This window comes from Bifidobacterium mizhiense, from assembly GCF_020884755.1.
Taxonomy (GTDB): domain Bacteria; phylum Actinomycetota; class Actinomycetes; order Actinomycetales; family Bifidobacteriaceae; genus Bombiscardovia; species Bombiscardovia mizhiensis.
In genome coordinates this window covers 828,313-841,792 of sequence record NZ_BPWE01000001.1, presented here as the reverse complement: position 1 = coordinate 841,792, position 13,480 = coordinate 828,313, and the positions used below count along the sequence as shown (strand labels likewise).

General features: G+C 55.0%; 10 protein-coding genes. 8 read left to right on the top strand and 2 right to left on the bottom strand.

What is annotated here, in order from left to right:
• Window positions 1–10 precede the first annotated feature (10 nt).
• Entirely contained in the window at window positions 11–1,081 is a 1,071-nt protein-coding gene (locus LPC22_RS03565) for an iron-siderophore ABC transporter substrate-binding protein (RefSeq protein ID WP_229132170.1), read from the bottom strand.
• A 418-nt stretch (window positions 1,082–1,499) separates the two neighbouring features.
• On the opposite strand from LPC22_RS03565, the gene LPC22_RS03560 reads away from it, so the two are divergent.
• The 7 genes from LPC22_RS03560 to gtfA all read left to right on the top strand — a co-directional run bounded on the left by LPC22_RS03560 (window position 1,500) and on the right by gtfA (window position 10,777).
• Window positions 1,500–2,195 carry a lantibiotic protection ABC transporter ATP-binding protein gene (locus tag LPC22_RS03560; RefSeq protein WP_229132168.1) on the top strand — a complete coding sequence of 232 codons (696 nt, stop codon included), beginning with the start codon at window positions 1,500–1,502 and terminating at the stop codon, window positions 2,193–2,195.
• The gene (locus tag LPC22_RS03555; protein WP_229132159.1) at window positions 2,192–3,049 is read left to right on the top strand and encodes a lantibiotic immunity ABC transporter MutE/EpiE family permease subunit; all 858 of its coding nucleotides are present in this window, start codon (window positions 2,192–2,194) and stop codon (window positions 3,047–3,049) included. Before LPC22_RS03560 ends, LPC22_RS03555 begins: the two co-directional genes overlap by 4 nt.
• 1 nt (window position 3,050) lies before the next feature.
• Complete coding sequence (locus LPC22_RS03550; RefSeq protein WP_229132157.1) at window positions 3,051–3,875, top strand: ABC-2 family transporter permease; 825 nt, start codon at window positions 3,051–3,053, stop codon at window positions 3,873–3,875.
• 150 nt (window positions 3,876–4,025) lie between these two features.
• The gene (locus tag LPC22_RS03545; RefSeq protein WP_229132155.1) at window positions 4,026–4,757 is read left to right on the top strand and encodes a response regulator transcription factor; all 732 of its coding nucleotides are present in this window, start codon (window positions 4,026–4,028) and stop codon (window positions 4,755–4,757) included.
• Window positions 4,745–6,253 carry a sensor histidine kinase gene (locus LPC22_RS03540; RefSeq protein WP_229132154.1) on the top strand — a complete coding sequence of 503 codons (1,509 nt, stop codon included), beginning with the start codon at window positions 4,745–4,747 and terminating at the stop codon, window positions 6,251–6,253. Before LPC22_RS03545 ends, LPC22_RS03540 begins: the two co-directional genes overlap by 13 nt.
• 264 nt (window positions 6,254–6,517) lie before the next feature.
• Window positions 6,518–8,038: an ATP-binding protein gene (locus LPC22_RS03535; protein ID WP_229132153.1), complete on the top strand. Its 1,521-nt coding sequence runs from the start codon at window positions 6,518–6,520 to the stop codon at window positions 8,036–8,038.
• A gap of 1,224 nt (window positions 8,039–9,262) precedes the next feature.
• Window positions 9,263–10,777 carry a sucrose phosphorylase gene (gtfA, locus tag LPC22_RS03530; RefSeq protein WP_229132151.1) on the top strand — a complete coding sequence of 505 codons (1,515 nt, stop codon included), beginning with the start codon at window positions 9,263–9,265 and terminating at the stop codon, window positions 10,775–10,777.
• A gap of 21 nt (window positions 10,778–10,798) precedes the next feature.
• Here gtfA and LPC22_RS03525 read toward each other — a convergent pair whose 3' ends face one another.
• Window positions 10,799–11,830 (bottom strand): LacI family DNA-binding transcriptional regulator, encoded by a 1,032-nt coding sequence (locus tag LPC22_RS03525; RefSeq protein WP_029678295.1) that lies wholly within the window; start codon window positions 11,828–11,830, stop codon window positions 10,799–10,801.
• Window positions 11,831–12,122: 292 nt separating this feature from the next.
• On the opposite strand from LPC22_RS03525, the gene LPC22_RS03520 reads away from it, so the two are divergent.
• On the top strand, window positions 12,123–13,460 hold the full coding sequence (locus tag LPC22_RS03520) for an ABC transporter substrate-binding protein (protein ID WP_101433003.1): 1,338 nt from the start codon (window positions 12,123–12,125) through the stop codon (window positions 13,458–13,460).
• The last annotated feature ends 20 nt before the right edge of the window (window positions 13,461–13,480 follow it).

Here is a 13,480-nt window from a genome sequence, read left to right as displayed (position 1 = left end):
TGCGGCCTGATCAGACCTTGGCGGCAGCCTCGCCCAGAAGTTGGGCGTATGCGTCGGTCGTCTTCTGGATGGACAGGGCCGAGGGGTCAAGGGCATTGGCCATCTCGCCGTCACTGTCGATGACCACGACGGATCCGCGCTCAACTGCGGGAATCTTGGAGAGGAGGGGGTCTTTGCGCATCGTTTCAAGCAGGTCCGGGGTGCCGTAGGTAACGATGATGTCGACATCCTTGTACCTGTCGGCATGCTCGGAGGAGATCTCCTTGTAGAAGTTCTTGGTGCCCTTGGAGTCCTCCTTGATGGACTCCGGAGTCTCCATACCGAGGTCGTTCAGGAACTGAGGCCGGGCGTCGGAGGTGGTGTAGACGCTGAACTTGGAGAGCTTGGAGGCATCGAAGTACATCACTGCCGCGGTCTTACCCTTGATGAACGGTTGGGCCTCTCCGGCCTTTGAGATGCGCTCCTCCAGGTCGGCTATCAGCTGCTTGCCCTTTTCGGGTTCTCCGATGGCCTGGGCCGTGGACGTGATGACCTTGCGCCAGGGGTCGCCCCAGGCAACCTCCTGATAGGCGATGGTCGGCGCAATCTTGCTCAAGGTGTCATACTGCTTCTTGGTCATGCCGGAGAGCAGGCCGATGATCAGATCAGGCTTGGATGCGGCGATGGCCTCGACATCGATGCTGTCTGATTCGTCGTGCAGCTTGGGCATATCCGCCTTGGCCACATGCATCTCATCCAGGGCATCCTTGGTCCAGGGCAGATACCCTCCATCCACGGTCTTGCCGAAGGAGTTCTTCTGGATGCTGACCGGCACGACCCCCAAGGCGATGAGGTTGTCGGGAGTGGCCCATCCGACGGCGGCGATGCGCTTGGGCTTGGCAGGTATCGAGGTGGTGCCGTAAACATGATCGATCTTGACGGGGAAGGTGCCTTGCCCTGCCGAGGCCTTCGACTGGTTGGACTGGTCTGCCTGCGAGCCCGATCCGCAGGCGCCCAGGAAGAACAGGGCGCTTGCCAGCACCAGGATGACTGCGATAGTGCGCTTGAATCGAGTAAGGGAAAGGAATGGTCGAATGTGCATGTGGTTCCTTTGATCGTGCTGTCGAATTGGCATGGTGCACCAGAGCCAGGTACCAGATGTAGCATCGGCCCGGCGGGAAGAAAAGAGTTGATTTCCTTGGTTGCATGTGTTAAACGGCACGCTGTAAAAACGAGGAGAAAGCGAGGGTTGGGTCCGATCGACATCTCATGACCTTCGGCGAAACCATCCAGCGAAGTCCTTGTTCTGCTGGCCTCTTGCTCTGTCGGCTAGATATACGGATCCTGTCGGATATTAAGGTTTGACAGACGCAGAATTGTGACTGTTCCAGGCCTCTCAGACCTTCACCTTTCACGATGCTTTCCTTGGATTGCGGGAGGGCTCTGCCCGCTCCTTTATCTTTCTTTATTTTCGCTCTTTAGTCTGGCTCCTGCTGCACGGAAACGAATAGGAGCTGACCATGCGTTACATATTGAGGACCGAGGGGCTGACCAAGGTCTTCGGCCACAGACAGCGGGCCGTCGACCAAGTGTCCCTGCATGTTCCTGAGGGCGGAGTCTACGGGCTCCTGGGTCCAAATGGGGCTGGCAAATCCACTACTTTGAAGATGGTCACAGGCATGTTGCACCCCACTGGCGGATCCATGATTCTGGATGGGCACCCCTGGTCGCGCCGGGACCTCTACGACATCGGCGCCCTGATCGAGCAGCCGCCCGTCTACCCCAACCTGACGGCCCGCCAGAACCTCAAGGTGCGCACAACCCTGTTTGGTCTGCCCGATGAGCGGATCGACCAGGCGCTCTCCATTGCCGGACTGAGCGATACGGGCTCCAAAAAGGCCGGGCAATTCTCACTAGGCATGAAGCAGCGTCTGGGGATAGCCAACGCCATCCTGACCAACCCCCGTCTGCTGATCCTGGACGAGCCCACCAACGGGCTGGATCCGCTGGGCATCGAGGAGCTGAGGGGGATGATCCGCAGCTTCCCGCAGCAGGGGATGAGCGTGATCGTCTCCAGCCATATCCTCTCCGAGGTGTCAATCCTGGCGGATCATATCGGCATTATCGCTGACGGTCGCCTGGCCTACGAGAATAAGCTGCACGCCGGGGAGGACCTGGAGGGGCTGTTCATGGACGTGCTCAGGAGGTCACGATGAACGAGATGAATGCCAACCAATTCGTCCAGCAGGATACGGCTACTTCAGACGCCCGAGCCGTGACAAAGGCTGGAACACAGGGTGGGAGCATTTCCTTTGGCAGGATCCTGGCAGCAGAGATCATGAAGGGCCGATCGGCCGCACCCAGGCGGATGGCCTTGGCTTTCCCTCTGGTACTCATTGCCATCGTGGCTTGCTTCGCGTTCGGGCTGCATGTCTGGATGCCCTCCTGGGTCAACTACTGGTATGTCCTGCTCCTCCCAGCCATGACTGCCCTGATAAGCGTCGCCGTGGCCAACATCGACGGCAAACAGCGGTGGAGGACCACTCTGGCCCTGCCTGCTGCGCCCGCTCTGATCTGGTGGGCCAAGATCGTCTACTGTCTGCTTCTGGTCGGCATCGCCACCCTGCTGGCTCTGGGTCTTTCGGCACTGATAGTCGCCGTTTCCGGGGTCGAGGGTCCCTCCCTAGTCGACTTCGTAGTCAGTGCCCTGATGCTGGTCCTGGCCTGCTCCTGGATGATACCGGTGGGACTGGCACTGACCGCCCAGTTCGGTGTTCTGATCGGATTCGGTCTGCCTTACATGGCGGATCTGCTGGTCTCGATCGCCTTCTGGGGAAGCCAACGGCTCTGGCCCTTCCTGCCGCCCGCCGCCATGATCAATCTGCCGGTGCCTTTCATGAAGGTCATGCCTGATGGTGTGCCTCTAGAGACCGAGGACAACAGCCCGATCAAGGCTGCGCTGTCTGTCTTTGGCGGGCAGAGCCTGACGGCCTTGGTGGTCTGCCTGGTCTGGTTCCTGCTCCTGTCCGTCCTGACGGGAATCTGGTTCTCGCGGAAGGAGACCAACTGACATGACAGGGATGACAGCCGGCCGGGTCGTGGCCTCGGAAATCGTGCGATTGCATGGATCTGTGCTTATCGCCATCCATGTCTTCTGCGGACTGGCGGCCGGCCTCGTCTGTGGCGCCTACTTCGCTGCAGCTCCCTATGATCCTGGTCTGGAGACCGATGCCTTCTTCCAGGTTCTGGGCGCCTTCATGCCCCTGATGGCCGCTATCGTTGTTGCCATAAACATTGAGACTGAGCGGGAGGCCGGCGACATGGCCAATCTTCTGGGGATCCCCAGCCGCCGTCTGGGCCTGGCAGCCAAGGTCCTGGTGCTCTGGTTGCTGGGTCTGCTGGCTCTTGCCTTGGCAGCTCTGGCATACTGCCTACCCATGGCTCTGGTCGGCGGACTGGGTGCACCAATCTCGGCCGTCGCGCTCGCCACCGTGGGCATGGCAGGTGGTTCCCTCTGCCTCTACCTTTTCTCCATCGCCCTAGCCCTGAGTTTCGGCCGGAACGCGACCATCGCCATTGGTGTCCTCGGCACCGGAGTATCCATCAGTTCCCTTGGTGGCCTCTTCAACGGCCTGTACAGCCGTACCTTGTCCGGCGCCGCCAGCACTCCCGGGATCAGCCAGTGGATACCCTTCACCTGGCCTACCAGGTTCGGCTCCCTGGGAATCGAACAGGCTCTGGCCTTGACCATGCCGGGAGGGGAGGGTCTGCGTGCTTCAATTGGCGTGACGGCTGTGGACAATCTGGTTCCCTGTCTGGTCCTCACCCTGACCCTGGGCCTGGCCCTCTTGCTCTGGATCGGTAGGTTCGAGGATCGGCGAAAGGTCAGCGATTAGACTGGATTACAGGGCATCCGGTCCGTAAGGAATCTGTCCTGCAAGGAAATCGTCCTGCAAGAAATCAAGCTTGCAAGAATCCTGGCCCGCAAGGTGTTTATTCTCAAACGCTGCTGGGCCGGGTCGCTAAGCGCAGAAAAGGAGCCAATCGTGGCTGATGTGCACGCCGGAGGTTCCCCCGGGGACGATCGGCATCGGGCCTCCATCCTGGTTGTGGACGACGATCCAAGGATCACGACCCTGCTGATGGCGGCCCTGTCCAAGGACGGCTATGCCGTGACCGTGGTCAACGAGTCGCGGAAGGTCGTAAGCATGGACCTGTCTTCGGTCGACCTGATTCTCTGCGATGTCATGATGCCTCACATGGACGGCTTTGCCCTTTTGACTTCCATCAGGGAACGGGTATCCTGCCCGATCATCTTCCTGACGGCCAAGACCGACGAGGACAGCGCGGTCCTGGCCTATGGCCTGGGTGCCGACGACTACATACGCAAGCCTTTCGGCATTGCCGAACTTCGAGCCAAGGTCAGAGCGCGGCTGTCTCAGGGCAGTCGTCGCGGGCGTCCCCTTCTGCATTTCGGCCCCTTGGACATGGACCTTCAGGCGCGGCAGATCAGGGTGGACGGGCACAACGCCAATCTGACGGATGCGGAATACCGCATATGCGCTTTGCTGGCAGAGCATCCAGGGAGGGCCTACGCGCCCATGCAGATATGGGAGGCCTGCCTGGCTGCAGAGGATGATCCGGCCGCCGATGATACGGACAGCGATGCCACGGCTGCGGTCAGAGTGCATCTGAGCAATGCCCGGCGCAAGCTCAAAGCCCTGGGGGTGGACCCCATCAGGACCATCTGGTCGGTGGGTTACCAATGGGTGGCCTGACCGACGGCGTGCCCGAATCGCCGATGGAACCGAGCATCAACGGCAAGGGCCGGCCAAGCCGCAAGGGAATGCCCATCGTTCTGCTGATCATCAGATATTTTCTCTATGTGCTGCTGATTCTGGCTGTGCTGTTCGCCGGCATTTATATGGTCTGGATAAACCTGGGGGCCAAGGGTGACTTCTTCTGGGCCAACTATGGCGAGCAGCATCTGGAGAAGGTGGGGCAATCCATCGGCCGTTCGACCACTGTTGACGAATCTGTGATTCCCGCAGCCTACTGGTATCGAACCTATGACCACCAGGGGCATCCTACGGGGGGAGATATGAAAGGCGGCATGGCTGGCGAGGCCGACCAGCTGGCTGCCGACCACTGGGAACATGGGGCAACTAAGCCATCGGAAGAGCGAGGGAAGAAGACGGGGCGGCCCCTGGCCACTCGCGCGAAGCCGGATGCGACCTACGCCGTCTATGTCACAGCTGATGGGCGGCCATGTGTCCTGGCCTATCGGGTTCAGCCGCAGTGGGCATCGAGGCAGGCCCGGGACCGCTATCCCAATCCCCAGAACCTGCTGCTCGCGTCTTACGGGATCGCTTTGCTGCTCACCCTCCTGTTGGTCGGGCTGCGGGCGGCCCATGTCATATCGTCCAAGCTCAAGGTCTTCAACCAGGTGGCTGACGATATAGGGCGGCAGGATCTGGATGCCTCCCTGCCCCGCAGCAACGTGCTGGAAATCAACCGGGTGCTGGGGTCATTCGACAGGATGCGCGTCACGCTAAAGGAATCCCTTGAGAAGACCTGGACAGCCCAGGAGTCCCAGCGTCGGCAGGTGGCGGCCCTGGCCCACGATCTGAAGACGCCGCTGACCATCATGCGAGGCAACGCGGACCTGCTGGGTGAGACCGAACTCAGCCAGGAGCAGCAGTCCTACTTGGACTCCATCGAGGATGCCATCGCTGAAATGGCTGACTATGCCCAGGCAATCAGCCAAGGTTCCATGGGCACCGCTTCGGGGCGATCCGAGGTCACAACGGTTGCCTTGAGGGATATGGTCGACAACCAGGCCCAGGGTTACCTGAATGCCCGGGGTCTGCGGCTTGAGAGGGATGATCACCTGGGTTCCGCCACTGGTCAGGTTTCTGGTGATGCTGCTGGCCTTGCCCGAGCGATTATGAACATCGTTACCAACGCGGCTGACTATTCTCCGGCCCAAGGCTCGGTGACGCTGACATGGAAGCTGGAGTATGGCCAGGAGGGCGGGCGAGCCTTGGTCGTGACCGTGCATGACCAGGGTCCAGGATTCAGCAGCCGGGCTCTGGCCCACGCCACGGAATGGCTCTATCAGGCTGACAGCAGTCGGCACGGCTCCGGCGGCCACCATGGCATCGGCCTGGCTGCCGCCCGGTCAACTGTCGAGAGTGCAGGAGGCCGCCTGACCCTGGGGAATGCAACCGATGGCAATGGCGCAGTAGTCACGGTATCTTTGCCGGTGCAGTGAATGAGGCGGGGTGAATATCGGCCACGGCCAACTCGGTGTCCGACTAAAAATTGCACAGTGATAAAGATCTGGAAATAGTGTTAATCATGGATTGATAATTATAAAAACATCAATTTTTAGCGATTATTTTAGTAATCAATTACTAAAGTTTGCCATTCTTTAGTAAATCTGTATGATAAAGATAACAGAGATTATCAATTTATAGGGGCCTGCATGCAAAAATCAGATGACGCTGAACAGAGCGATCTGTCTCTGGAGGAGGTTGTGCGTTCGATTCAGCGCAAGGGTTGCGAAGGCCAATCGATAGAAGTCAAAGCCGCCAGCCAGGGGACTCCGAAGGTGTATGACTCGCTGTCGTCGTTTTCCAACCAAAACGAGGGCGGCATCATCGTATTCGGGCTGGATGAAAACCTTGGATTCGAGGTTGTTGGCGTCCACGACGCGCAGGAGCTGGAAAAGGCGGTAACAGCACAGGGCAAAGAGATGTATCCCGAGGTCAGACCAGTCTATAGCGAAAGCCTGATTGACGGCAAGACCGTGGTGTCGGCTTACATCAACGGCAGACCCATGGGCGAGAGGCCTGTCTACCGCAAGACAGCAGGCATCAGCGCAGGCAGCTACACCCGGATCGGGGATGCCGATGCCCGCATGACGCCTACGCAGCTGTATGAGATTGAGACTTTCAAGGATGGTCGGCGCGACGATGTATCGGTAGACCCTCAGGCCGATTCCGATATGTTGAACCCAGAAAAACGTCATGATTTCATTAGGCGAGCACAGCGGGAACGTCCGCTCCTAGCCAGAAGGAATGAGGACGAGATCCTGGAGCTATCAGGTGTCTGCCGTCGTGGATCTCCTACTCTTGCAGGTTTGATGACCCTTGGCGAATACCCGCAGCAGGTGTATCCGAACCTCTGCATTACCGCCGTGGTTGTGCCGGGAGCCAAGGTTGGAACTGGCCTTGGGGGAGAGCGGTTCCTTGACAATCAGCGCTTTGAAGGGACCATTGACCGCATGCTTGAGGATGCCATGGCCTTTGTGCGGCGTAACAGCAGAACCAGGACGGTGATCAGGGATGGGGTGCGCACTGATATTCCTGAGTATCCCGAAACCGCAGTCAGGGAAATCCTGACCAACGCACTGATGCATCGTGACTATGGCCCATACTGCAACGGAACGCCGGTTAGATTGACGCTCTTTGCCGATCGTCTTGAATGCTGGAATCCTGGTGGTGTATATGGCGGTCAGAGCATCAACGACTTGGGCTTTGCCAACAGTCAGACCAGGAACCCTACCCTGGTCAGTCTGCTGGAGATTGAGGGGATTGCGGAGAATCGGCACTCAGGGATTCCGGCTATCCGCGAGGAGGCCAAACAGTGTGGATATAAGCCTGTAGAGTTTCAGGATCGGCAGGCTTCCTTCACTGTGCGCTTCTACTCTGTGCCGGAACGTGCTGGTGCGGCGGAAGCAACCGTTCATTGGACTGGGGCCGCAGTATCTGATTCGGCGAAACGCGTCCAGGTCCATGCACTTGGTGGTTCCGATGCCTCGAGAGCAGCAAAGACGGGCAAGGGAATACGCGACAGGATTCTCGGTTTTTGTAAGGAACCCCGTTCGCTCGAGGATATCGCGCATGCGCTTGGGCTGGGCAAGTACTATGTTCGCAGGCGGTACATCGAGCCACTGCTCGAAGAAGACGCACTCTCCATGACGCTTCCCGATAAGCCCCGGAGCAAGTACCAGCGATATGTGGCCAGCGATGCCTCAGCCGAGATGTCTTTGTAAAAGAAGCCGTGAATGGCATTACCGTAAGAGCAGGTATTGCCGGGTGGTCAAGATGAAGCATGGTTATAGCATGCTGATTGTTTTCTCAGTGCGAGTACGCTGACCTGCTTGAATCCCGCTCTACCAGGGTCGGCTCAATCAACACGGAGCCGTGCACATGCCGGGAGTTGCTGAACTCGCCCATCAAAAGAGTGGCAGCATCGCGCTCCATATCGACATCGGGCGCAGTGATGACTGATAAGGGGATCTGGGGATAGCCGTCCGCGCGTGCGTCTTCGGTGCTTTCGGCTTTGATGTCGTCGGGTACGCGACTCCTGAATGGGATTGACAATTCCCGCACGGAGAGCGTCGTTGCTGGTGGAAGTTGGCTGATCTCACGCTGTCTGCAGAATACTATGCAGCGGTCACATATGGACTGGTTTCCGAGGGAGTGGGAGAGAAGCGAAGGCAGTGTGTTGGCAGCCGGCTCCCCGCAAATATCTGGTCGACATTTGCCCTACAACGAGGTGTTCTCCAGGACGCGGCAGTTTCGGTTGTGCTGCTGAGCTCGACATGATCCACCAGCACTATGGGTAACTTGACCGAGGCCGCACACTCCAGGTCGGAGGAGCAGTCTATTACGATATAGACACCAAGAGAGCGAAGGAACTTGAGCAGACTGGTCTGTCGCTCTGAATCAGAATAGGCATTGGTGCCGATCAGCTGCATATTTTTGTCTTTGTGGATTTCCTGAGCCCCCTCGAATACGGATGTGCACAAGGAATGCTCAATATTGGTCATGATGATGGGGATGGCTGATTGTTTGGTAAGAGTTATGGCTCGACTCGCTGGGCAAGGATCGGCATATTCGGGATGAATCCTGGGATCTGGTGAGAAGATGGACATAAGAAGTGCGGCTGGAGGTGTCCCGCATGATTCTGTGCAGGCTAGTGGAATCGGTTTTTGGCAGGCGATGGCCTAGCTTAGAAGGATCATATATTAGATCTTTCCAATTTCAATATATTCATGATTCTAAAACTGCGTTAATGATCTGCTGAACTTTTCGGCTGTTCGAACTTGATTGATGACTTCAGGCTCTGGTTAGAACCTAATCAATTAATCCTGCTTCTTTTCTGTCTAGCCAGAGTCGTTAGCTCGATGCTCTGTCGTCGCCTTGTTAGATACTTGTAAAATCGATTTTACAATGATGATCTAGCGTGGTTGCTGACTGTACTCGGAGGAATAATGGAAAACACGGTTCAACTTATTGCCTATGCGGATCGCTTTGGCGATGGAACTTTGGCATCACTGACCGAAATGTTGCGGACTAGGTTTGCTGGAGTTTATTGTGGCGTTCATATTCTGCCATTTTTTACTCCTTATGACGGGGCAGATGCTGGCTTTGATCCGATTGACCATACAAAGGTAGACCCACGTCTTGGCTCTTGGGATGATGTCAGGGAGCTTAGCCGTACTCATGGAATCATGGTGGATACCATTGTCAACCACATGTCATGGAAATCAGAGCAATTCCAGGATGTTATGCGCCGCGGTGAAGACAGCCCTTTCCATGATATGTTCCTGACTATGTCATCAGTCTTCCCTGATGGTGCATCTGAAGAAGATCTATCAGGGATATATCGTCCTCGTCCTGGCCTGCCCTTTTCCCAATACTCTTGGGCAGAGAAGACGAGACTGGTTTGGACGACCTTTACACCTCAGCAGGTAGACATTGACACTGACAGCAAGCAGGGATGGAGCTACATCCTGTCGATTCTTGACAGACTTGCAGAAGGTCGAGTGCGATATATCCGACTGGATGCTGTTGGTTATGGCGCCAAACAAGCCGGAACTAGCTGTTTCATGATCCCCAAAACATTTCGTCTGATTGAATCTATCAAGCAAGAGGCAGAAAAGCGCGGTCTTGAAACTCTGATAGAGGTCCATTCCTATTACAAAAAACAGATAGAGATAGCTTCCAAAGTCGACCGAGTCTACGATTTTGCATTGCCTGCCCTTCTTCTCCATTCGCTCTATAGCGGAGATTTGCAGGCACTGGCGCATTGGATAAGTGTGCGGCCCAGCAACTCCATCAATGTTCTGGATACGCACGATGGCATTGGGGTTATAGATATCGGTTCCGATCAGACGGACAGAAGTTTAAAGGGTCTAGTTAACGATGCGGCAGTGGATGCCTTAGTGCGCACTATTCATCAGAAAACTGCGGGTCAGTCTCAGGCGGCTACTGGCGCGGCTGCCAGCAATCTGGATCTTTATCAGATCAATTCAACTTACTACTCAGCTTTAGGTTGTGATGATCATCTTTATCTAGCGGCTCGGGCTGTCCAATTCTTCCTGCCAGGGGTTCCTCAGGTTTACTACGTCGGTGCTCTGGCAGGGGAGAATGATATGGAGCTTCTCAAGCGGACTGGCAATGGGAGAGATATTAATCGGCATGCATATTCAGTAGTTGAAATCGATCAGGCTCTTCGGCGCCCCGTGGTCAGGGCTCTCAATGCCCTGTGTAAGTTGCGCAATCGATTAGATGCCTTTGATGGAGAATTTTCCTACCAATTGATTGATAAAGGCCCTCTTTTTCTGAGGTGGAAAGGTGAAACGAGCAGAATTCAACTCATTTTTAATCCTATAAAAGCAGCCATACCCGAAGATGCCAGTGGTGTCGCCGAGCTGGATTGGGAGAGCGGAACAGGGCATCATCACAGCTCTGACCTCCTAGAGGATCCGCCTACGATCATATGACGAGCCTGGAGGTCCTACCTGTTAATTAATGTGACGTGCTGGGCCGATGGTGTCTCGTAGAATGAGAGAAGCAGGCGCAACTATTCTTGACTGGTCTAATGTCTCCCCGCGGGCCAGTCGTACTGCCATCAGTCCGGCCGTTTTGCCATATTCGTCGGGACGGTGCCTGATCGTCGAAATGCCGAGCGGAGCCGCCATTTCACGGTCGTCAAAGCCTACGACAGAAATATCATCCGGAACACGTACTCCGTAACGCCGTAATTCATGTACCAGGCTAATTGCTACTTCGTCGCTGATGCAGCATATGGCTGTTGGCTGAGGATCTAAGGCAAGTATGGCGCTGACTGCAATGCTGCCTGCTTCAGAACTATGGGGAACGGGAATCTCGTAATCTTTTCGATGGGTAATGCCAGCAGCTCGTATTCCCTGACGGTATCCTTCAATCCGCTGGTCGGCATCCCAAACGAAATCCTTGTTTATCGGAGTCGTCTGGATGAAAGCGATACGCGTGTGCCCCATGACGCAGAGGCGATGAATCAGGTTCTTCAATGCGGAGATTTCATCTACGCCTATGGATGCCATGCTATAACGGTCGTTGAGGTGCATAGTGTTGACGCCTACGATGGGTACTCCCACATCACGTAGAGACTGTCCTTCATTCTCAGTTAGAGCGAAGGAAGAAATGATGACAGCATCCGTATTGCGTTTGATCGGCATCGAAGAGAAGAAATCAGCGCGTTGCTTTCGGTCCGCAACTCGATAGAAGAGCAAATCATAGCCTTCGTTGCTCAGGGCGGAATAAACCCCTTCAGCTAATTCTGAGCTGTACCATCCTGACATTCGGTTGCCAACAATCAGGGCAATTCGCCCGGTTTTCCCGCTTCTCAGTCTCGAGGCTTCCTTGGATGCCGTGAAGCCAAGCTGCTCACTGGCTTGGAAAACCTTACTCCTTGTGTCGGCTGAAACTCTATCTTTACCGTGTAGTGCGCGAGAGACTGTTGACGGGGAGACGCCCGCCTTTTTTGCGACGTCGTAAATGGTCGGTTCTCGCATGTATATGCCTCTGTTGTGGTTACTTTAGAACACAACCGATTTTACAGCATGAATTAAGGCGTTGTCATTGCCGAACTTTGATTCGGCAAAGAAGGTGAAGAGGCTTGTTCGGCATAGGAAAAGGTGGGAACAATTTGACAGGAGCGGGGTTACGTTTATATACTGTGTGCAACCGATATTACAAATGGAGAGTAATTTAGAAAAAATAATGTCATAAATATAGCAATATCAAATATAATATCGGTTGTGCAAGTTCATCAACGAAGTGAACATCTGTACGGCAGGAGGAAAGATGCAGTCGTTCTTTAAACATGGGGCAGCGATGCTGCTGTCCGTCGGATTAGCGGTTTCGCTCGTAGCCTGTGGACCTGGGGGTTCAGACAAGCAGGCGGGAAGCAACGAACCGGATTCTGTCAGCACCGATCTGGGTGATAAGAGCTACAGTCTGACACTCTGGGATGGTGCAGGTCTAAAGACTGTAGACGATGCGCTGATTAAAGGGTTTACAAAGAAATATCCGAAGATCAAAATTAAAGCGCATTACGATCCGGACAATGTAACATCCCAAAACGGTCCTCGTCTTATTGCGTCTAAGGATGCTCCAGATATTGCTCGTGTCACTGATGTCAACTCTGCTGTCAAGGGAAAGCACGTCATCTCTCTTGAACCTTACGTTCAGGCATACGGATGGAAGGTTCCGCAGTCGCAGACCCAGCTGTACCGCGCTGACGGAGCAGGCAAGGTAGGTAAGGGCAATCTCTATGCGCTTCCCAACTCCTATTCGGTCGCTGGCATGTATGTAAATACCAAGTTGTTGAAAAAAGCTGGTATCGAGAAGGTGCCAACGACTATGGATGATTTGGAATCAGACATGGCCAAAGTTAAAGATGCCGGTGAGATTCCCGTGATGATTAATGGAAAAGATGGGGGTCTTTCTTTCATCTTCCAGGCTATGATGGTCAACAATGACTCTTTGAAAACAGTAACCGACTGGATTTTGCAGCGGGACGGATCCACTTTCGATACCAAGGGAGCAAAAAAGGCTGCCGAGCGGATTCAGAGCTGGAGCAAGAACGGGTATCTGCCTTCTGATGTCAATGCCGTTGACGGTTCTTCAGCGCTGAATAGATTTGCCAATGGCCAGGGTGTGTTCTTCCCCAGCGGGAATTGGAACCTGGATCAGATGAACGACTCCTTGGGAGCTGATGTCCAATTCGTTCCATTCCCTTCCAATTCGGCGGATCAAAAGCCTAATATTGCAGCCAATGGAGGAAGTTTCTTTGGTATCCCGACAAACTCGGCCCAGAAAGATGCAGCGGCTTGCTTCCTTAATTACACACAGAGCGATGAGGCCCGTCAGATAATTGCTGATGTCAGCGGTTACTTCCCCAAGACGGTCAAGGGACAGACCGTGCCCAAGGCCAAAAATGATCTGCAGAAGAGCATGTTCGATTCTTACTTGAATGTGTTTGAATCTGGGAACTCTACTGATTTCATTAATAATGCCACTGCTGGCCTTCAGGCCAGTGCTCTGGTGCCTAATTTCCAGCTTCTGGTGGACGGCAGTATTTCACCCAGCCAGTTTACGCAAAACGTTCAAAATGAGTATAAGCAAGAGGTCATGCAGTGAGTACCTCTTTCAAAGCTGAG

What these genes read in the sequence shown, in the direction of transcription:
- LPC22_RS03555 (WP_229132159.1), top strand. Translation starts at nt 2,192, where the DNA reads ATGAACGAGATGAATGCCAACCAATTCGTCCAGCAGGATACGGCTACT.
- LPC22_RS03540 (WP_229132154.1), top strand. Translation starts at nt 4,745, where the DNA reads ATGGGTGGCCTGACCGACGGCGTGCCCGAATCGCCGATGGAACCGAGC.
- LPC22_RS03525 (WP_029678295.1), bottom strand. Translation starts at nt 11,830, where the DNA reads ATGCGAGAACCGACCATTTACGACGTCGCAAAAAAGGCGGGCGTCTCC.
- LPC22_RS03520 (WP_101433003.1), top strand. Translation starts at nt 12,123, where the DNA reads ATGCAGTCGTTCTTTAAACATGGGGCAGCGATGCTGCTGTCCGTCGGA.
- LPC22_RS03550 (WP_229132157.1), top strand. Translation starts at nt 3,051, where the DNA reads ATGACAGGGATGACAGCCGGCCGGGTCGTGGCCTCGGAAATCGTGCGA.
- LPC22_RS03565 (WP_229132170.1), bottom strand. Translation starts at nt 1,081, where the DNA reads ATGCACATTCGACCATTCCTTTCCCTTACTCGATTCAAGCGCACTATC.
- LPC22_RS03560 (WP_229132168.1), top strand. Translation starts at nt 1,500, where the DNA reads ATGCGTTACATATTGAGGACCGAGGGGCTGACCAAGGTCTTCGGCCAC.
- gtfA (WP_229132151.1), top strand. Translation starts at nt 9,263, where the DNA reads ATGGAAAACACGGTTCAACTTATTGCCTATGCGGATCGCTTTGGCGAT.